Source organism: Haloarcula marina, assembly GCF_024218775.1.
Taxonomy (GTDB): domain Archaea; phylum Halobacteriota; class Halobacteria; order Halobacteriales; family Haloarculaceae; genus Haloarcula; species Haloarcula marina.
Map to the genome: position 1 here is coordinate 256,495 of NZ_CP100404.1, position 18,900 is coordinate 275,394.

General features: G+C 67.4%; 24 protein-coding genes. 6 read left to right on the top strand and 18 right to left on the bottom strand.

The features are described from left to right. Positions 1-61 precede the first annotated feature (61 nt). Together NJQ44_RS01295 and hisG are read left to right on the top strand one after the other, a co-directional pair. On the top strand, positions 62-1,264 hold the full coding sequence (locus NJQ44_RS01295) for an MFS transporter (RefSeq protein ID WP_254272876.1): 1,203 nt from the start codon (positions 62-64) through the stop codon (positions 1,262-1,264). A gap of 39 nt (positions 1,265-1,303) precedes the next feature. Continuing rightward, positions 1,304-2,152 (top strand): ATP phosphoribosyltransferase, encoded by an 849-nt coding sequence (gene hisG, locus NJQ44_RS01300; protein WP_254272877.1) that lies wholly within the window; start codon positions 1,304-1,306, stop codon positions 2,150-2,152. Positions 2,153-2,307: 155 nt separating this feature from the next. Here hisG and NJQ44_RS01305 read toward each other — a convergent pair whose 3' ends face one another. Beyond that, positions 2,308-2,643, bottom strand: coding sequence for a winged helix-turn-helix transcriptional regulator (locus tag NJQ44_RS01305; RefSeq protein WP_254272878.1), 336 nt, complete (start codon positions 2,641-2,643; stop codon positions 2,308-2,310). 139 nt (positions 2,644-2,782) lie between these two features. Here NJQ44_RS01305 and NJQ44_RS01310 point away from each other — a divergent pair, with 139 nt between their 5' ends. Beyond that, complete coding sequence (locus NJQ44_RS01310) at positions 2,783-3,421, top strand: NAD(P)-dependent oxidoreductase (RefSeq protein ID WP_254272879.1); 639 nt, start codon at positions 2,783-2,785, stop codon at positions 3,419-3,421. 225 nt (positions 3,422-3,646) lie between these two features. Here the strand turns inward: NJQ44_RS01310 and ggt are convergent, their stop codons facing one another. The 4 genes from ggt to NJQ44_RS01330 form a co-directional block, all read right to left on the bottom strand. Continuing rightward, positions 3,647-5,272: a gamma-glutamyltransferase gene (gene ggt / locus NJQ44_RS01315; protein WP_254272880.1), complete on the bottom strand. Its 1,626-nt coding sequence runs from the start codon at positions 5,270-5,272 to the stop codon at positions 3,647-3,649. Positions 5,273-5,311: 39 nt separating this feature from the next. Then, positions 5,312-6,571 (bottom strand): MFS transporter, encoded by a 1,260-nt coding sequence (locus tag NJQ44_RS01320; RefSeq protein ID WP_254272881.1) that lies wholly within the window; start codon positions 6,569-6,571, stop codon positions 5,312-5,314. A gap of 1 nt (position 6,572) precedes the next feature. Further along, complete coding sequence (locus NJQ44_RS01325; protein ID WP_254272882.1) at positions 6,573-6,962, bottom strand: DUF7473 family protein; 390 nt, start codon at positions 6,960-6,962, stop codon at positions 6,573-6,575. A 61-nt stretch (positions 6,963-7,023) separates the two neighbouring features. Beyond that, positions 7,024-7,584, bottom strand: coding sequence for a TATA-box-binding protein (locus NJQ44_RS01330; protein WP_254272883.1), 561 nt, complete (start codon positions 7,582-7,584; stop codon positions 7,024-7,026). Between the two features lie 163 nt (positions 7,585-7,747). Between NJQ44_RS01330 and NJQ44_RS01335 the strand changes: the two genes are divergently transcribed. After that, positions 7,748-8,779 carry a TIGR01177 family methyltransferase gene (locus NJQ44_RS01335; RefSeq protein ID WP_254272884.1) on the top strand — a complete coding sequence of 344 codons (1,032 nt, stop codon included), beginning with the start codon at positions 7,748-7,750 and terminating at the stop codon, positions 8,777-8,779. Positions 8,780-8,867: 88 nt separating this feature from the next. Next, positions 8,868-9,023, top strand: coding sequence for a rubrerythrin-like domain-containing protein (locus NJQ44_RS01340; RefSeq protein WP_254272885.1), 156 nt, complete (start codon positions 8,868-8,870; stop codon positions 9,021-9,023). Here NJQ44_RS01340 and NJQ44_RS01345 read toward each other — a convergent pair whose 3' ends face one another. The 8 genes from NJQ44_RS01345 to NJQ44_RS01380 all read right to left on the bottom strand — a co-directional run bounded on the left by NJQ44_RS01345 (position 9,024) and on the right by NJQ44_RS01380 (position 14,684). Further along, a complete protein-coding gene (locus NJQ44_RS01345; protein WP_254272886.1) occupies positions 9,024-9,563 on the bottom strand; it encodes a GTP-dependent dephospho-CoA kinase family protein in 540 nt (179 codons plus the stop codon). It lies immediately after the preceding gene. Positions 9,564-9,566: 3 nt separating this feature from the next. Then, positions 9,567-9,764, bottom strand: a complete 198-nt coding sequence (spt4, locus tag NJQ44_RS01350; protein ID WP_254272887.1) for a transcription elongation factor subunit Spt4 — start codon at positions 9,762-9,764, stop codon at positions 9,567-9,569. Next, positions 9,764-10,342, bottom strand: a complete 579-nt coding sequence (locus NJQ44_RS01355) for a DNA-directed RNA polymerase (protein WP_254272888.1) — start codon at positions 10,340-10,342, stop codon at positions 9,764-9,766. The genes spt4 and NJQ44_RS01355 overlap by 1 nt, the downstream gene beginning before the upstream one ends. Before the next feature lies 1 nt (position 10,343). Continuing rightward, positions 10,344-10,733, bottom strand: a complete 390-nt coding sequence (locus tag NJQ44_RS01360; RefSeq protein ID WP_254272889.1) for a PIN domain-containing protein — start codon at positions 10,731-10,733, stop codon at positions 10,344-10,346. After that, on the bottom strand, positions 10,730-11,962 hold the full coding sequence (locus tag NJQ44_RS01365; RefSeq protein ID WP_254274363.1) for a translation initiation factor IF-2 subunit gamma: 1,233 nt from the start codon (positions 11,960-11,962) through the stop codon (positions 10,730-10,732). Before NJQ44_RS01365 ends, NJQ44_RS01360 begins: the two co-directional genes overlap by 4 nt. 187 nt (positions 11,963-12,149) lie before the next feature. After that, a complete protein-coding gene (locus NJQ44_RS01370) occupies positions 12,150-12,572 on the bottom strand; it encodes a response regulator (RefSeq protein WP_254272890.1) in 423 nt (140 codons plus the stop codon). Between the two features lie 67 nt (positions 12,573-12,639). Next, the gene (locus NJQ44_RS01375) at positions 12,640-13,290 is read right to left on the bottom strand and encodes a potassium channel family protein (RefSeq protein ID WP_254272891.1); all 651 of its coding nucleotides are present in this window, start codon (positions 13,288-13,290) and stop codon (positions 12,640-12,642) included. Between the two features lie 2 nt (positions 13,291-13,292). Further along, entirely contained in the window at positions 13,293-14,684 is a 1,392-nt protein-coding gene (locus tag NJQ44_RS01380; protein WP_254272892.1) for an APC family permease, read from the bottom strand. A gap of 136 nt (positions 14,685-14,820) precedes the next feature. Here NJQ44_RS01380 and NJQ44_RS01385 point away from each other — a divergent pair, with 136 nt between their 5' ends. After that, entirely contained in the window at positions 14,821-15,771 is a 951-nt protein-coding gene (locus NJQ44_RS01385) for a DUF5787 family protein (protein ID WP_254272893.1), read from the top strand. A 1-nt stretch (position 15,772) separates the two neighbouring features. Here the strand turns inward: NJQ44_RS01385 and NJQ44_RS01390 are convergent, their stop codons facing one another. The 5 genes from NJQ44_RS01390 to NJQ44_RS01410 form a co-directional block, all read right to left on the bottom strand. Further along, a complete protein-coding gene (locus NJQ44_RS01390) occupies positions 15,773-15,931 on the bottom strand; it encodes a hypothetical protein (RefSeq protein WP_254272894.1) in 159 nt (52 codons plus the stop codon). Positions 15,932-15,968: 37 nt separating this feature from the next. Next, the gene (locus NJQ44_RS01395; protein ID WP_254272895.1) at positions 15,969-16,193 is read right to left on the bottom strand and encodes a hypothetical protein; all 225 of its coding nucleotides are present in this window, start codon (positions 16,191-16,193) and stop codon (positions 15,969-15,971) included. Positions 16,194-16,253: 60 nt separating this feature from the next. Continuing rightward, the gene (locus NJQ44_RS01400; RefSeq protein ID WP_254272896.1) at positions 16,254-17,129 is read right to left on the bottom strand and encodes an MBL fold metallo-hydrolase; all 876 of its coding nucleotides are present in this window, start codon (positions 17,127-17,129) and stop codon (positions 16,254-16,256) included. Positions 17,130-17,180: 51 nt separating this feature from the next. Next, positions 17,181-17,459, bottom strand: coding sequence for a hypothetical protein (locus NJQ44_RS01405; protein ID WP_254272897.1), 279 nt, complete (start codon positions 17,457-17,459; stop codon positions 17,181-17,183). 67 nt (positions 17,460-17,526) lie between these two features. Beyond that, positions 17,527-18,894 carry an ATP-binding protein gene (locus tag NJQ44_RS01410; protein ID WP_254272898.1) on the bottom strand — a complete coding sequence of 456 codons (1,368 nt, stop codon included), beginning with the start codon at positions 18,892-18,894 and terminating at the stop codon, positions 17,527-17,529. Between the last annotated feature and the right edge of the window lie 6 nt (positions 18,895-18,900).

The following is an 18,900-nucleotide window of genomic DNA, read 5'->3' on the forward strand; positions in this document are numbered from 1 at the left end:
GGTCCGTCGTCGCGCCTTTCGTCACCGTCTTTGCCGCCCGGTGCGTTCGTCCGATACCTCGATGGCCGTCACCGACTCCGTCAGGCGAACCGTGGCCGACCTGCGGACCGGTCACCCCGCTCGGTTGCTCGGCGCGGTAGCGGCCGGATGGTTCCTCGTCCTCGGGATGCGCTTCGTCATCCCCGCTATCTTACCGACCATCAGCGACGAGTTCGGCGTCTCGAACGCCGCGGCCGGACTGGCCGTGACAGTCCTGTGGCTCACGTACGCGGTGATGCAGTTCCCGACGGGGGCGCTCATCGACCGGGTTGGCGAGCGGACGCTCCTCGTCGCGGGGGCCGCCCTCTCCGGCACGGGCCTGCTGGCGTACTTCGTCTCGCCCACCTTCGCGCTGTTCCTGTTGGCGACGGCCGCGTTCGGCCTCGGGACGGGGCTGTACGGCCCGACCCGCGGGACGGTCCTCTCTCGGACCTTCGACGCCCGCGAGGGGACGGCCTTCGGCGCGGTGATGGCCGCTGGCTCCGTCGGGGCCGCCGCGCTCCCTTTCCTCGCGGCCGCGGTGACCATCCGCTACGGGTGGCGCGTCGCGCTTGCCGGTGCCGCGCCCCTCTTTTTCGTCGTCGCCGTCGCGCTGTGGCTCTCGATTTCGGACCGCCCGACCGCGACCGACGGCCGCCACCTCTTGACCGACCTACGGAGCGTCATCGCAGGCATCCGACACCGCGGTCTGCTCCTCGCCGTCGTCGGTGCGACGCTGATGCTGTTCGCGTTTCAGGCGGTGACGGCGTTCCTGACGACGTATCTCGTGACCGTGAAGACGCTGGACCAGAGCACCGCCGGGGCCCTCCTCTCCGTGCTGTTCGTCGGCGGCGCGGTTTCCCAGTCGGTGACCGGTCGCCTCGCCGACCGCTACGGGTCGCCGTCGGTGCTGACCGCCGTGGCACTGGTGAGCGCCGTCCCCCTCGCACTCCTTCCGCGACTGGAGGGCGAAGTCGCCTTGGCGGCGGGTGCGGCGCTCGTCGGAATCCGGATGAGCGCCGGGCCGCTCTCGAACGCCTACATCGTCGACACGCTCCCGGATTCCGTCGAGGGTACCGGGTGGGGACTGCTCCGGACCTGCTTCTTCGCCATCGGGTCGCTCGGTTCGACCGTCGTCGGAGTGCTCGCGGACCGGAGCCTGTTCGACACGGCGTTCTACCTGTTGGCGGCGCTGACGCTGGCGGCCGCCGTCGTCTACTTCCTGCTGCCGAAACGCGACGGCTGAGAGGGAAAGACAGTTCCCCGACGGCGTACCAGTTGGAATATGCGCATCGCCGTCCCCAACAAGGGCCGCCTGCACGACCCAAGCGTCGAACTGCTCGAACGTGCCGGCCTCCATCTGGTCGACGGGGCCGACCGCCAACTGTACGCCCAGACGGTCGACCCCGACGTGACCGTCCTGTACGCCCGCGCCGCCGACATCCCGGAGTACGTCGACGACGGGGCCGCCGACATCGGTATCACCGGCCTCGACCAAGTCCGCGAGTCGGGCGCGGACCTCGTCGAACTCCGTGACCTCGGGTTCGGGTCGTGTCGCCTCGTCCTCGCCGCCCCGGAGGACGACGACAGCGTCACGTCGGTCGAAGACTTCGAGGGCGGTCGCGTCGCCACGGAGTTCCCGAACATCACCCGCCGCTTCTTCGAGGACGCGGGCGTCGAGGTGGACATCGCGGAGGTCTCGGGCGCGACGGAACTGACCCCCCACGTCGACATCGCCGACGGTATCGTCGACATCACCTCGACGGGAACGACCCTGCGGATGAACCGCCTCGAAATCGTCGACGAGGTGCTCCAGAGTTCCGTCCGCCTGTTCGCCCGCGACGACTCCGCCGACGACGAGAAGGTTCAGCAGGTGGACATGGCGCTGGGGTCCGTGCTCTCCGCGGAGGACAAACGCTACCTGATGATGAACGCCCCCGAGGCCGCACTCGACGACGTGAAGGAGGTCCTGCCGGGGATGGGCGGGCCGACGGTGATGGACATCGCCGGGTCCGAGGACGTGGCCGTCCACGCCGTCGTCGAGGAGTCCGCGGTGTTCGAGACCATCAACGCCCTCAAGCAGGTCGGCGCGAGCGACGTGCTGGTGACCGAAATCGAGCGCCTGGTGGAGTGATAGAGTCGGGTCTGGTGACTCTCTCACCAGTCGAGACAAAGAGCGTGCTGCATACAGTGGATGTCGTCAGCAACATGCCAACAGCAAGGAGTCACTGAAGCAACCGCTCAGTAAGTGTCCGTATTGACTGCCCCTCCCTGCGATTAACTGACGCATCACCGTCCATCGATAATCCACTTCTCACCCCATTCGTAGATTTCATCGAACGCTGCGAGGAGTTCTTCCCCCTTTGGTGTCAGAGAGTAATACACGGCGACCGGACTGTCCTCTTCTACTCGACGCTCGACGTATTCTTTATCCTCTAACTCATCGAGCACGCGGGACAACGTCTGTGAGTTCGCATCCGTTGCTCGCTTGAGTTCGTTAAAGCGGAGTTCACCCTCCCGGAGGACATGAATGACGGTCATCCGCCAACGGGATCCGATTTCTTCGAGGGTTTTGATCACCGGACAGCCTCTGTATTTCGCTTCGAGCGTCTCATCAGATGACATCGGTGTGACTTGGTCAGATGAACGTTCGCTGAGCTATATAGGAGTCACGCACTATGACCAAGTATGGAAATATGACCGCCAATCGCAACTCTCAGTTGTCAGTGTCGTACGACTGCTATTATCGAACTCACCAATCATAATGAACGTACTACTACTCGGTGCGAGCGGACGAATCGGACAGCGAACTGCCACTGAACTCCTTGACCGTGGCCACACAGTCACGGGCGTCTCCCGGAGCGGGACGGTCGAAGGAACCGACGCCGACGGGTTCGTCGCCGTTGCCGGGGACGCGACCGTAGCCAGCGATGTTGCGAAGCTCGCGGCGGGTCACGACGCCGTGGTATCGACACTCGGCCCAAGTGACGACGAGTCGCCCGAGGTCCTCCTGGACATGATAAGGGCCGTGGTCGAAGGACTGCGCCGCGCAGATGTCGAGAGAGTAATCTGGACTGGTGGCGCTGGCGGGCTTACAGTCGGTCCTGAGACGATGCTCGTCGAAACAGACGACTTCCCCGAGGAGTGGGACGCTATCGCGCGGGCCGCCATCGAGGCATACGATATCCTCAGTGAGGCGGACGACTTGGCGTGGTCGTATCTCGCGCCCGCCGCGCTGATCGAACCGGGCGAGCGCACCGGCAAGTACCGGACTGCCGACCGCGAACTCGTGACCGACGACGAGGGAGACAGCTACATTTCGATGGAAGACTTCGCCGTGGCCCTCGTAGACGAACTCGAAAACGAAAACGCCGTTCACACCTACCTCGGAACTGGGTACTGACCGCGGGTTGGTGTCCGGTTTCTCTGTGATTTCGCCGCGCTCGCGATAGTCGCGTTTGCTGCCTTCGCCGTGAGCCTACGTCTCCAATCGCTTCGAGGAATGCCTGGACTTCGCGGTTCAGGGTGACCCGCACGCGGAACAGTTCCCCTGCTGAAAACGCGCTCTGTATGCAGCAGAACTGCTTGGTCCTCTCACCCATCGAGAGGTTCCAACAAGGCCAGGGAGTCAGTACACGTCGACGGTCCCGTCTTTCCGCGGTTCCGTCGCGCCCGACAGCGTCCCGTCGTCCCAGCGGGCGATTTGCGCGCCGCCGAACTGGAGGGGCACGTCGACGGTCACCTCGTGACCGCGGCGGACGAGTTTCGACACCACGTCGGCGTCGAAACGGGCCTCCGTCGCCAGCGTGCCGTCTTCCTGATAGCGCCAGCGCGGTTCGTCGAGCGCCGCCTGCAACGGCATTCCGCGGTCCAGCAGGTTCGAGAGCACCTGCACGTGGCCCTGCGGTTGCATGTACCCGCCCATCACGCCGAAGGCCGCCCAGTCGTCCGCGCCGAAGCGGACGAGGCCGGGAATGAGCGTGTGGAACGGCCGCTTGCCCGGTTCGAGGCGGTTGGGGTGGTCGGCATCGAGGGAGAAGGAGGCTCCGCGGTTCTGGAGGGTCAGTCCCGTCGACCCGGCGACCAGTCCGCTACCGAAGCCCATGAACAGGGAGTTGATGAACGAGACGACGTTGCCCTCGCCGTCGGCGACGGTCAGGAGCACGGTGTCGGCGTCCTCGGCGGGCGAGTCGAGCATCCCCACCTCGGGGTCGTCGATGGCCTCCGGACCGACCTCGGTCGCACGCCGTTCGGCCCACTGTTTCGACTGGAGCGGCGGAATCTCCTCGTAGTCCGGGTCGGTGATGTAGCGGTGCCCGTCGGTAAAGGCGAGTTTCGTGGCTTCGGCCAGCAGATGGGTCCGCTCGGCCTCGCTCTCGGTTTCGGGGACGCCGACGGCCTCGGCGACGTTCAGCGCCTCCAGCGCGATGAGGCCCTGATTGTTCGGCGGGAGTTCGTACACCGTCGCGCCGCCGTAGGTGGTCGAGACGGGGTCGGGGTACTCCACCTCGAAGGCCGCGAGGTCCGACCGGTCGAGGAACCCGCCCGCAGACTGCACCGTGTCGACGATTTCCTCGGCGATAGCGCCCTCGTAGAAGGGGGCCGCACCCTCGTCGGCCAGCGTCGCCAGCGTCTCGCCCAGTTCCGGCAGGCGCATGGTCTCGCCCACGTCAGGGGCGCGCTCTCCGTCGAGGAGGTACTGCTCGCGAGCGGCGTCGTTTCGCAGTTCCGGTTCGCAGAGTTCCCACGCCGAGGCGATGACCTCGCTGACCGGGAAGCCCTCGGTGGCGTAGTGGATGGCGTCCTCCAGCACAGTCGAGAGGGGGCGGCGACCGAACCGCTCGACGGTGGCCTCCCACCCGCGCGGTGCGCCGGGCACGGTCACGGCAAGCGGGCCGCGCTCGGGCATCTCGGCGTCCGCGGGTGCACAGTCGTCCCGTTCGGCCGCGCGCTCACGAACGGCCTCGCGGGTCGCGGCCTCGGGCGCGCCGCCGCAGGCCCGCATCGCGCCCACGTCGCCGTCGGCGGTGCGGTACAGCGCGAAGGCGTCCCCGCCCAGTCCGGTGCTCATCGGTTCGACGACGTTCAGCGTCGCCGCCGTCGCCACCGCCGCGTCGAAGGCGTTGCCACCGTCTCGGAGCACGTCGACGCCCGCTTGCGCGGCCAGCGGTTGGCTCGTCGCGACGACGCCGCGAGTGCCGTAGGCCGTCGACCGGCGGGAGGTAAAGCGGTCCAGATTCGGCTGGCTGTCCATGCCTGATACCGGTGGCTGGCCGGGAAAACTGTTTGGCCCTCAGCCGCGTCGCCACAGCGTCAGCGCGAACAGGAGGCCCAGCGCGGGGAAGACGGCGAGGCCGAGGAACGTCCCGCGGACGCCGACGACCGAGAGCAGATAGCCGGAGATGGCCGCCCCGGCCGCGCCGACGCCGAAGTTGTTCAGGTAGGTGTAACCGTACGACAGGCCCCGGTCACCGGGTGGGCTGTACTCGGCGATGGTCGCCTGATACATCGGCTGGAGGGCAAAGAGGAGAAAGCCCAGCGCGACGCTCACCGCGAGGAGGGGCCACAGACCCGCCTGCGCGGCGGGGACGAACAGCAGGGCGACGACGGCGAGACCGGCGAATATCGCGCTGAGTCCCGCCGTGGTCTCGATGCGGTCGGTGAGTTTCCCGCCGACGTACTGCCCGGCGATGCCGACGGTCAGCAGGCCCGAGTAGAGGTAGAAGGCCAAGTCGAACTCCTCGGCCAGCGGACTGCCCGGTTCGAACAGTCGGACGAACTCCGTTATCGGCGGGAGGAAGCCGCCGAGCACGTCCGGCAGGAACGTCAGCGTCCCGCGGTAGAACAGGCCGTTCATCATCACGACGAGCATCGCGAGCGTGAATCCGGTCGTAAAGAGCGCGCGACTGTCCGCGAGGAACTCCCCGAGCGAGGCCGCTTGGCCGTCGTCCGTGTCGTCGTCCACGTCACTCGACTCGCCACCGTCGGCGCTGACCGCCGCCGTCTCGTCGAACTCGGCGGTGAGGGCGTAGCCGACGGCGACGACGGCGGGCACGACCAGCAGGGCCGCGACGACCCGCCAGTCGAACGCCAACAGGAGGAGGGCGGTCAGGAGCGGTCCGAGGGCGATACCGGCGTTGCCCGCCATCCCGTGGTAGGCGAAGCCGGTGCCGCGCTCCTCGACGCCGGTGGAGATGAGCGCGAGTCCCGCGGGGTGATAGACGCTGGCCGCCAGCCCCCACAGGCCCAACGCGAGCGCGATGGTCAGGACGCCCGGCGCGACGCTCAAGAGGAGGAACGAGCCCCCCATGCCGACGAGACAGGCGGTGACGAGTCGGTTCGACCCGTAGCGGTCCGCCAGCACGCCGCCCGGGAGCGCCCCCGCGCCGAACAAGGCGTAACCGACGGCGACGACGGTTCCCAGCAATGCCGTCGTCACCGGGAACTCGGTGAGCCAGACGACGACGAAGATGGGAATCGAGAGTTCGTAGGTGTGGACCAACCCGTGTGCGAGGCCGGTGAACGTGACGATGGCGCGGTCGTTCGTTTGCATGCTAAATCAGTCCGAAGATGTTGTTGAGTGCGAAGCCCATGACCGCCGCGAAGCCGAAGTGCAACGCGACGAGCGGGACGGTCGATTTCGTCGAGAGCCGATACACGGAACTGACGGCGATGCCGTCGGCCACGAGCGTCGCGAGGACGACGACGAGGACGCCGAGACTCGGAGAGAAGAGGCCCGACTCGACGCCCCACTGCTGGAGCAACAGCGAGACGACGGCGGGGACGATAGCGGCCTTCGCGGCCAGTTGGCTCGGCGTGTCGCCGATGAAGAAGGTCGCCGCCAGATGGAGGGTGACGGCGTAGAACAGCCACGTGAGCAACAGGGTGACGACGACGGCGAGGACGCCGCCGCCGGTCAGACTCGGCGTTCCGGCCTGGAGCATACCCACGGTTCGACGTGACGGCGTTTGTGTATTGTGTTCGGGGAAAGCGTCGGCCCGCGGCTCAGTCCAGCAGACCGAGTTCTTCGAGTCGCGAGACGATTTTGTCGACGGCTTCCTCGGCGTCTTCGGGTTTCTTCCCGCCGGTGATGACGAGTTTGCCGGAGCCGAAGAGAAGCGCCACCACGTCGGGTTCGTCGAGGCGGTAGACGAGGCCCGGGAACTGCTCGGGTTCGTACTCGATGTTCTCCAGCCCCAGACCGATAGCGATGGCGTTGAGGTTGAGGTTCCGTCCGAGGTCAGCGCTCGTGACGATGTTCTGGACGACGATTTCGGGGTTGTCGTCGACCTGAATGTTCAGTTCGCGGAGCTTATCGAAGACGATGCGCAGACTCTGGTGCACGTCGTCGGTCGATTTCGCGCCAGTGCAGACGATTTTGCCCGAACGGAAGATGAGCGCCGCAGACTTCGGATCCTGCGTGCGGTAGACGAGACCCGGGAACTGCTCCGGGTCGTAGTCGGCTCCCTCGAGGTCCATCGCCACGCTCTGAAGGTCGAGCTCCTGGCCGATTCCGGTCGAGGCGACGACGTTTTCGATGTTGATGGTCTCCTTGGGGTCAACCATGTCTCGACTTAAATCACGTATTTAAGGCTTATAAAGGTTCATGGCGTTTCATGGCTCGTCAACCACCGAAACAGTCGGTTTTCTGACGGTATCTCCGTATAAGTCGGGTCGGAAACGACCGCCGACCGGCACGCTCATACCCGCTCGGACGCACCGCTTGGGCGTGTACGTCCTCGAATTGGGTGGACAAGACGACGCGTTCGCGGCCTGCGAAGCAGAGAGCGCCGCGAGCGACGTGTCGGCGCTGGCCCCGGGGCTGGCGACAGCGCGCGGCGTCACGGCGCGCGCGCGACATCTCGCCTTCACCCACCGGGCTTGCGAACTGGTCGGGACGGGTGACCCGACGGTCGAGAGCGCTCGCACCGTCTTGGAGGCCGCGTCCATCGACCGGACCGGAACCGTCGCCGTGCGGGCCGTCGACGTGCGAGCGAGCACTCACATCGACACCCAACGGGCGGAACGCACGCTCGGTGGCGTCCTCACGGACCGCGGGTTCGGCGTCGACCTCGACGACCCCGACCACACGCTGTACGCCTACTTCGCGGACCCGGCGGGCGACGAGGAGGGCGGCGCGGGGAATGCCTGCTGTGCGCTCGGATGGGAACACACCACGAGCGTCCGCGACTTCGGCGAGCGGCAACCGACGGACCGCCCGTTCTTCCAGCCCGGAAGCATGGACCCCCTGGAGGCCCGTGCCCTCGTCAACATCGCCGGAGCGCGACCCGGCGCGACCGTCGTCGACCCAATGTGCGGGACCGGCGGCATCCTGTTGGAAGCGGGTCTGGTCGGCGCGCGCGTCGTCGGCGGCGACGCCCAGACGAAGATGGTCCGCGGGACGCGGGACAACCTCGCGTACGCCCTCTCGGCGGAGGGCCACCCGGACCGGTCGGCGTACCCCGCGGCCGGTCGCTGGGACGTCGTTCGGTCCGACGCGGCCCGCCTGCCCCTGCGCGACGGGGCCGCCGACGCCGTCGTCTTCGACGCCCCGTACGGCCGTCAGTCGCGTATCGAGGGGGAACTTCGCCCCCTCGTTTCCGGTGCGCTCGGCGAAGCGCGCCGCATTGCGCCCCGGTGTGTCGTGGTCGCCGACCGGGACTGGCGCGACGCCGCGCGCGACGCTGGCTGGACCGTCGTCGGGTGGTTCGAGCGCCGCGTCCACCGGTCGCTGGTCCGACACGTCCACGTCTTGGAGTGACTGTTCGTCCACTTCCGCTGGACGAATGCCCACCTTTTGTTACGTGGTAACAACGCTTATACTGGGGACTGGTCATATACACACAACAATGCCACGATGGTCCGACCCCGCCCCGTGTGACGAGAACGAACGACTCTTCGAGTGTCCGGGCTGTGGGACGCGGCTCTGTAGCGACCGCTCGTCGGTGACGTGTGAGCGATGTGGCGAACCGATGCAGAACCTCAGCGTCCCGCGACCCGAGTAGTTACGACAGGTCGAGCGCCGCGTCCGTGTCCCCGTCCATCCGCTCTACCAGCAACCGCACTCGCTCGCGAGTCGTCGCGTCGGGGACGACGAGGACCATCCCTTCGTTCGGCTGACCGTAGACGACGCTTCCCCCGTCGGACAGCAGCAGGACCGCCGGGAGCGCCGCCAAGTCCTCTTCGCCGTCCACGTCTACGAGCGTCGTCCCTTCCCCGCGTAGCCCGTCGCCCATCGCGGCGAGTAACTCGCCGGTGAGCGTCGCGGCGGGGTTCTCGACGGTCACGCGCCGGTCGAACGCGGAGTCGTCGATGACCGCCCGCACCTCGTCGTCGACGGCCGACCGCTTCGTTCGCTCGTCGACGAGTGCGAGGTCAGGGACCCGACCCGCCCGTAACAGGTGGTAGGTGACCATGTCGCCGACGGCGATTAGCGGGGCTTCGGCGTCGGCCAGCAGGGCGTCGGCGTCGGTGTAGACGCGGCCCATCGGCTCTTTCAACTCCTCGCGCAGTTCGGGAGGCAGTTCGAGAACGATGTCGGACACGCGTTATCGGACTTTCAGTGCGTAGCGGCCGGGTTCGGTCACTTCCATCTCCCGGGCGATTTCGGACTTCTCGGGGTGGGCGATGACGACGTAGCCCGCCCAATCTTCGGTGAGGGAGGTGCCGCCGCAGGCCTCACACTGGCTCTCGATGTCGGCCCCCTGCACGCGGTGGCAGTCCCGACAGACGAGACGGTCGGCCATCAGGTATCACCGGCTTCCGCCGTGCTCTCTCGCTTCTCGCGTTCCTCTTGAAGCCAGCCGTGCTTGCCCAGACCGACCTGCTTCGCGGTGAGGCCGATTTTCGAGTCCCGGGGGTTGCGCTCGTCGATGCTCTTGGTGACGATGCGGGCGCGGACGGCGTCGCCGACGCCCAACGTGCGGTTGGACTCGCGGGAGGCGAGTTGCTGGTTCTCCTCGTCGTAGGCCAGATACTCGTCGGAAATCTGGGAGACGTGCAGCAGGCCGTCGACCGGGCCGATGCCGATGAAGGCCCCGAAGTTGACGACTTCGACGACTTCCCCGTCGACGACTTCCTGCATCTGCGGGTCGAAGGTCAGCGCGTCGAACTCGACTTCGTAGTAGACGCCGGGTTTGTTCGGCAGGACGGCCCCGTCGCCGATGTCGTGGACCTCGATGACGGAGACGACGCTCCCCACGTCCTCGTCCATCCGACCCTCGAGTTTCTCCTGCAGGAGCAGTTTGACCATCTGCGGACCAACGTCCGCCAGATGGCGTGGCGGCACTTCGACCGTATCGCGTAGGCGTACCCGTTTGTACATATTATGGTTGAGTGATACCGAGTTTGTTCCGGCCCCTTAAACTAATTACTGGAACGCCTGCGTCGAGCAAGCGGCGTTTCAGGGGCTTGTCGTTCGTGACGGCGTGTGTCGCGTCCGGCCGCGTCGCGAGTTCGAGGACGGCGTCGTCGGCGTAGTCGGCGTCGGTCTCGCGGACCGAACACCGGTCGAGCAGGTCCCGACCCACGGCGGCGGCCGTCGCCTCCGCGCCAGCGCCGTCGGCCAGTTTCTCCAGTTCCGTACGGACCGCAACGGGGGTGACGTACTCGGTGACGTCGCCCTCGGTCCGGGAGAGGACCCGCTCTAATTCCTCGAACACGCGGACGTTACATTCGACCGGCATCATGAGCGCGTTCGTATCCAGGACTATCATTCACGCAGCGTGCCGACGCCGATGAGTCGCCATCGCGCGCCGACGCGGCGGTTGATGGCGATTTTGGCGCCAGCCTCGGCACAGACGGGGCGCTTGAGTGCGAGTTCGCACTCCCCGTCGCGCGCGCTGGTGACCGACCCGACGGTGGTCGCCGTGCCGATAGTCAGCATCAGCGGTTCGCCGGTCGAAATCTCCTCGACCTCCTCGCCCTCGTCGCCGACGATGCGCTCCAGCAGGTCCACGTCCATCGTGAACTGCTCGTGGGTCGGCGGCAGACTGCCGGGCGGGCCGGCGACCTGTCCGGCCAGTGCGTCGCCCTTGGTGATGGCGGGGTCGAGTCCGGTCCCGACGCCGAGCAGGCCGCCGGGCGTGACCTCGTCGACGAACTCGCCGCCCGCTTGCAGCGAGCGGACGGTGGTGGTGACGGGCCGCCATTCGGTCTTGCCGCCCTCGTCCACTTCGCGGCCGGGGCGGAGTTCGATTTCGTCGTCGGCTTCGAGTTTCCCGGCGACGAGCGACCCGCCGAGGACGCCGCCGAGCAGGTCCTCCCAGGTCGTGCCGGGGCGGTTGATGTCGAACGACCGCGCGACCATCATGCGGGCGTCGGCGTCCGGGTCGCGCTCGGGGGTCGGTATCTCGCGTTCGATAGCGTCGATGAGGAGGTCGATGTTGGCCTCCTGCTGGGCGCTGATGGGGACGACCGGGGCGTCCTCGGCCACCGTCCCCTCGACGAACTCCTGAATCTGCTCGTAGTTCTGTTTCGCCCGCTCCTCGTCGACGAGGTCGACCTTGTTCTGGGCGATGACGATGTTGTCGATGCCGATGATGTCGAGCGCGCTGAGGTGCTCCTCGGTCTGGGCCTGCGGGACGGGTTCGGTCGCCGAGACGACCAGTACCGCGCCGTCCATGATGGCCGCGCCCGAGAGCATCGTCGCCATCAGCGTCTCGTGGCCGGGGGCGTCGACGAACGACACCGTCCGGAGGAGGTCGGTGTCCACGTCGTGGTCCTCGCAGTGTTCGTCGACGGTGAACGCCTCGGGTTCGTCCTCCTCGGGACAGCGGCGGAACGTGGCGTCGGCGTAACCGAGCCGGATAGAGATACCGCGCTTCATCTCCTCGGAGTGCTGGTCGGTCCACTCGCCGGACAGGGCCTGCACCAACGTCGTCTTCCCGTGGTCGACGTGGCCGACGAGTCCGATGTTCACCTCCGGTTGTTTGTTCGATGTCATTTCGAAAGTAATCTTGGTGTGGTTTCGCCACGTGCGACTGATAAACCTACTGTTTGCGGTCGCGGACGGGTGATTGTCCCACTCAGTGTGGGGGTCGCTGACGGCTTCGGCTTGGACGAAGGTGTCGACGGCCGAGGCGAGCGTCGGAAACGCGGCCAGCACGTCGGTCCGGTCGCCCTCGCCGCCCTCAGCGCGCGGCCTGTTCACGGACGAGCGCCGCCAGGTCGGCGTACTGGTCGGCGTCGGTCCGCTTTTGCATGTACGCGCCGCCGCGCTCGCGGGCCGCCGCCGCGACTTCCGCCGCCTCGGTGGCCGTATAGAGGACGAATCCCACGTCGGCCGCGGCCCGTTCGACGAGGGCGACGCCGTCCATCCCCGGCATCTTGTAGTCCGTCACGACGCAGTCGACCGAGGCGTCGAGTCGGTCGAGCGCCGCCGCCGGAGTGGTCACGTAACTCACCTCCAAGCCGTCGTCGACGTGTTCGAGGAACTCGGTGACCAGTGCCGCCACCATCCGGTCGTCGTCGACCACCAGCACGGTGTACCGCGTCTCGCCGACTCCTGCGTCCGTCTCCGTCCCTGTATCCCCCTCCCCGGTCACCGTTCCCATATCATGCTTCGACAGGTCGGGCTCACATAAACCGTCCCGAGCGGCTTCACCGCCTGAAAAGACCCCTCTATCCGCGGAGGAGGTTCATCACCTCGTCGGCGACGGCCCCTTCGACGGCTACGAGGAACCGCTTGCCGGGCGTGAGTTCCGTCTCCGGGCCGCCGATTCGCTCACCGGCGGCGTCGACGACGATGAGGCTTCCACGGGGGAGACGGACCTCTGCGAGCGTCTTGCCGGCGGCGGGGGCGTCCTCGGCGATTTCGACCTCCAGCAGTTCCACTTTCCCGCCGACTTCCTCGATGCTCCGAACGCCGCCACCGACGACTTCGTTGACCGCGACGCGCGCGGTGAGCGTGGCTTCCGAGACGACGCCGTCGACGTACTCCGGGTAGAGTTCGTCCGGGTCGCCCGCGATGCGCATCACGGTGCGGATGTCCGCCATCCGCTGGGCGGCCATGCAGACGGCGAAGTTGGTCGCCTCGTCGTCGGTCAGGGCCGCGATGGCGTCACAGCGGTCCGGTTGGGCCTGTCGCAACACCGCGGGGCGGGCGGCGTCGCCTTCGATGATGCTGGCGACGTACTCGGCGGCGACCCGTTCGCTCTGGTCGGGGTCCGACTCGATGAGGACCACGTTGTGGCCCCGTTCGTCGAGCAGTTCTGCGGTTCTGAGGCCGACGGTTCCGCCGCCGGCGACGATGACACGGAGTGATTCTGGCATGGCTAATCTTCGGTGGGTACGGTGACTTCTGGCTCGCTAATTTCCGGTTTCAGCGCGCCGGTCGGTCCCGCGGGGCCGCCCCGGCGGCGCGACAGCAAGACGTAGATGGCGCCGCCGACGACCAGCCAGCCGACGGCGAGCGCCCACGTCGTCAGGTCGATGAACGCCCCCAGCAAGAGGTTGAGCACGATGCCGAGAATCGGCGTCACCGGGTAGAAGGGGACTTCGAAGGGCCGACGCAGGTCTGGTTGCTGGCGGCGCAGACGGATGACGCTCAAGTTCACGATGGAGAACCCGAGCAGCGAGAAGAGACTGGCGAGGTTCCCGACGACGCGGATGGGGACGACGGCGACGGCGACGAGCATCACGGCGGCCGAGGCGACGATGGCGACGAACGGCGTCCCGAACCGGTGGTGCAGACGGCCCAGCGACGCGGGCAGTTGGGCCTCCCGCCCCATCGCGAAGGCGACGCGACTGGACCCGATGATGACGGCGTTGAGCGCACTGATGGTCGAAAAGACCGCGCCGAACGCGATGAGCGCCGCGCCGGTCCCCACCAGCGGGAACACCGGCATGAACCCCTCGGCGGCCTGCGCGATGGCCGTCTCGCCCGCCCCCGCGAGGCCGTCGGGACCGAGGGTTCCCAGCGCGACGAACACCACCAGCAGGTAGACGACGACGGTGGTCGCCACCGACAGCAGGATGGCACGCGGGATGTTGCGTTCCGGGTCCTCGACTTCTTCGGTGACGGTGGCGATGAGGTCGTAGCCCTGAAACGCGATGAACGTCAGCCCCATCGCCGGGAGCATCGTCAGCGGGTTCCCGCGCTCGAAGAAGGGGCTGAACCGTCCCAAATCGACGAACTGCAGGCCGAAGGCGACGAACACGAGCAGGATGACGATTTTCACCAGCGTGATGACCGTCTCGGCGCTCCCGCTGGCGGCCGTCGAGACGGCGTTCAGCGTCACGAAGACGAGGACCACCGACGCCGCCCAGAACAGGACGCCGCCGGGCAGAGCCACGCCGAAGATGTGGCCGAACTCGATGAAGTTCGAGGCGAAGCCAAGTGCGTACAGCGCCCCCGCAATCATGTACGTGAACCACCGCGTCCAGCCCATGACGAACGCGACCGGTGCGGAGAACACCTCGCGGACGTACGCGTAGCCGCCGCCGTTGCGCGGTATCGACGACGCGAGTTCCGCGTACGACAGCGCCGTGAACGTCGTGACGCCGCCGTTCAAGGCGAAGACGAGGATGGCGGCCGGTCCCGCCGTCTCGACGGCCAACCCCGTCAGGACGAAGATGCCCGCGCCGATCATCGCCCCGATACCGACCATCGTCGCGTCCAGCAGTGTCAGCGTCGGGGCGGGTGCGCGCTCGCCAGCGTGGCTCACGGGGCGTCCTCCCGGCCGTGCGGTCGGCCGTCGTGGCGTGGCACTCGCGAACACCTGTCAACCAATTCACAGTCGGCCGACATAAACGTTCGAGGCGAGCGCGACGCTTTTGCCGTCGCCGCTCCTGTCTGTGGCCGTGCGAGAGTTCGGTTTCGAACTGGCGCTGTGTGCGACCCTCGAACGCGAGGGCCGCCTCGTCAGTCGGCAACTCGGCGGGCACGTTCACGGGCGGCGAGTGCTCGACACCGTGGTCGTCGACCCCACCGACCGAATCGCCGACCGGGCGGCAATCACGCCGCAGCGAATCCCGACGAGCGCCGTCGAAGCAGACGTTGGGCCGGGCCGGGCGCGCTACTGGAAGGACGCCTTCGACTGCCACCCCGACCGGGCCGAACGCGCCGTCGAACTGGCGGTCGAACGCGGGTTCTTCGAGCGCGAACGCCGGGGCGGGCGCACCTACGTCCGCCAAACTGCCCGCTATCCCGACTGGGTCGACGGTATCACCGCCGTCGAGAACAAACCGGACCTCGACCGGCCCGGCGCCTTGGAGACGCAGTTGCGCACCGACGTTTCGCTGGCGCTCGCCGACCGCGTAGTGCTGGCGACGGCGGATTACGTCACCCGCGCCCACCTCAACCGCATCCCGGAAGAAGTGGGCGTCTGGCGGTTCCATCCCGACAGCGGCGAGCGTGAAATCGTGCGGGAAGCGACCGACCTGCCGAGCGACGAGAGCGGCGTCGAACTCATCGAGGAGCGGCCGGGCCGGACCGACGTGCGCGTCGTCAGCGCCGCCGAGAAGGCCACCGCTCGGACGCGATTGGCGGAACGCGCCTACGCGAAGGGGTGGCGGAGTTTCGAGTACCCGGCCTGCGCGCGGTGTCGGCCCGATTCGGACGGCCTCCCGAACTGCGCGTGGAAGGGCCGACCCGTCCGGGCGAGCGACGAGTGCGGCCCGGACTGCGAGGGGTACGACCCGGCGGACGCGCCGGCCGTCGACGGCGACGGACTCCGGGCGGACCGGACGCCGTGGGACCCCGACCCCGAGGGTCGTCGCCGTCGACAGTCCGGACTGGACCGATTCGGGTGAGTCAGACCCGCGACTGATGGTCGACGGCCAGCGCGATGGCGAAGGCCACGACGGCGTTCAGCGCCCACGATACCTCGCCCGTGGCGACGAAGTCGCCGCTCACCGAGAAGGCGAAGGCGACCAGTCCTCCTCCCAGCGGAAGCGTCCACGTGCGGCCCACGGATGGCCGTTCGACCGCCACCACTTACCGAGTGCGATTACCGCTCGTCACCGACGCGCGTCTCGGGGGCCGTCGCCGCGACGTTCTCGGCGTGGCCCGTCCGAGCGCGGTAGTTCGCCGCGGTGGCGATGGCGACACACGCCGCGAGGCCGACGACCAACACCCAGTCGACGTAGCCCGCGAACAGCCACAACCCGGCGACGGCGAGGCCAGCGCTCACGAGCGCAGACCCGCCGATTTCAGCTATCCCGCGCGGTTCCATGCCTCCGTGTGTGACTCCCTCCCTCAAAAGTGTGCGGTCGGTTTCACGTTCCGAGTCGCGTCACAGCGAGAACCGCTCGCCGTCGACGGCGATGTCGTCGGCGAACGCTCGGTCGGCCGGGACGAAGTGGGCCGTGTGGACGATGCGATAGGCGGCGGCGTCCACGTCGGCCGCGAAGTCCCGTGCGCCGTCGAGCGTCATGTGTTTCGTCCCGAACGTGCGGGGAATCCCGTCGTCGTCGCGGTGGGTCCCGCCGGCGGGATGGTACTCGCAGGCCTCGTGGTGGACGATGCCCTCGACGAGGGCGAGGTCGGCGTCCGAGAGCGCGGCCTTCGAGCGGCCGGGAATCTCGTAGCAGGTGTCGCCAGAGATGGCCAGCACCGCGCCGCTCTCGGGTTCCTCGATGCGCAGGCCGTAACACAGCAGCGGCGGGTGTTCGACCGGGACCAGCGTCACCTCGAACCCGGCGACGGTGAACGGTTCGTAGGGGGTCTGCGCGTGGACCGATACCGTGTCGAGGTAGTCGTAGCGACTCCGTATCCCCTCGGCGACGCTCTCGCCGGTGACGGGGTCCGTCTCGTCGGCGGCGTACACCGGCAGGTCGTCGAACAGGCGATAGGCGTTGCCGAGGCCGTCCAAGTGGTCGAAGTGGACGTGCGTGACGATGGCGGCGTCGGGCAGGGGCACGTCCTGCGTGAGAAACTGGTGGCGAAAGTCGGGGCTGGCGTCGACCAGTAGCGACTCGCCCGTCTCGTTGTTCCGGACGTACACCGAGAACCGGGAGCGCTCGACGCCGTCGTCGGGGTCGACGCCGCGGGCACGCAGTCGCCCGCGCAGGTCCGCGTCGGGGTCGCGGGCGCGCTCACAGGTGTCGCAATCACACCCGACGGTCGGCGTGCCCGTCGTGTCTCCCGTCCCCAACAGCGTGACTTCCATCGCGTACCGGTCGGGCGGCCACGTGGGTAAGTCCCGCGCTTTCGTCCGTGCTCACTCCCCGGTTTCCGCTTCGAGGTCGCTCGGTTCGACGCCCGCGCGACTCGCGGCGTCGGCGACGATTTCTCTCGCCCGTTCTTCGGCAACGTCGTCGACGAGACAATCGATGAAACCGGAGAGGAGCGCCGGTTGGATGCGCAGGTCGACGAACTCGACCTGTCCCTCCGCGACCACCACGTCGATGTCCCACTCGCCCGCGTCGGGGTCGGTCATTCGCACGTCGACCCAGTCGTCCGTCGGTTCGTCCGGTTCGGTGAACACGTCGTCTCCCATACGGGTGACATGCCGTCGGCACGCATAAGTGTCGCCCAGAAAATGGGTTCACGACAGACGCCGAAACTCAGTCGTCGTGGTCGTGGTCGTGGGCGTGACCGCCGTCGCTGGCGGCCTCGCCCTCGCTGTCGCCCGAGAAGTCGCCACCGGCGACGAGGGTGTCGTGGTCGCCGTCCATCATGTCCATGTTCTTCAGGTTGTCCCGCTCCTCGAAGTCCTTGATGGCGTCCTCCAGGTCTTGCTGGGTGAGCGTCGTCCGCTCCTCGGTGAGGGCTTCGAGGACGGCCTCGCGAAGGACGAGGCGGAGGTCGCTGCCGGTCAGGCCCTCCGTCATGTCCGCCAGCGTGCCGGGGTCGAAGTCGACGATGTCCATCTGCCGGGTGACGATGCGGAGGATGTCCGCGCGCATGCCGTGGTCCGGTTTGGGGAAGTTGACGATTTCGTCGAAGCGCCGCCACGCCGCCGAGTCGAGTTGGTCGGGGTGGTTGGTCGCGCCGATGAGCAACACCTCGTCTTGAATCAGCGAGATTTCGTCGATGCTCTTCAACAGGGTGTTGACCGCGCGCTTGATGGCCGCGTGCTCGTCCGACGACCGCGTCTTGGCGACGAAGTCGAACTCGTCCATGAAGAGGATACACGGCGAGAGCCGTTTCGCCACCTCGAACACCTTCTCGACGTTCTTGGCCGTCTCGCCGAGGTACTGGCTCGTAATCATCGAGAGTTTCACCTCGACGAACGGGAGGTCCAGGTCGTGGGCCAGCGCTCGCGCGACGCTGGTCTTGCCGGTCCCCGGCGGCCCGACGAAGAGGAGTTTCCCGATTTCCCGCAGGCCGATGCGGGCGAGGTAGTCTCGGTGCTCGATGGCCTTGACGATTTTCTGAATCTCGCCCTCTTGGTCGGGCGTCAACACGAGGTCGTTGAGCGTCGTCTCGACTTCGGCGGGGGCGCGAACGTCGACGAGGTCCAGCATCTCCTCGTCGTCCTCGTCGTCGGTGTCGAACGCCTCCTCCAGCATCGCGTCGATAAACGCGCGGTCGGCCCGGGCGGGGCGGTTCGTCGCGTGGGCCGTCTCGTAGTCGACGCCGAAGTCCTCGCCGTAGGCCGCCGCCAACACCGGGTTCCGCCCGATGCGGTCGGCGTCGACGCGGTCTAAGAACCACTCTTCGGCGAGGTCTCGGTCGGTGAAGGAGATGGACCCCGAGAAGTCGTCGCGGTCGGTGAACATCAGGCCGGAGACGGCGGCCCACGGCCGTTCGACGCCGGTCGCCTCGCTGGCGGTCGTGTTCGTCGCCGACAGCGGCCGCTCGATTTCCCCGTCGGTCCAGAAGACGGCCCGGTAGGCCGGGGGCAGGTCGTCCGGGTCGAGGTCCCGCCGGTCGGTGTAGATGTCTGTCGTCAGCAGGAACTCGACGACGTCCAGTTCCGGATTACTCATTCCCAC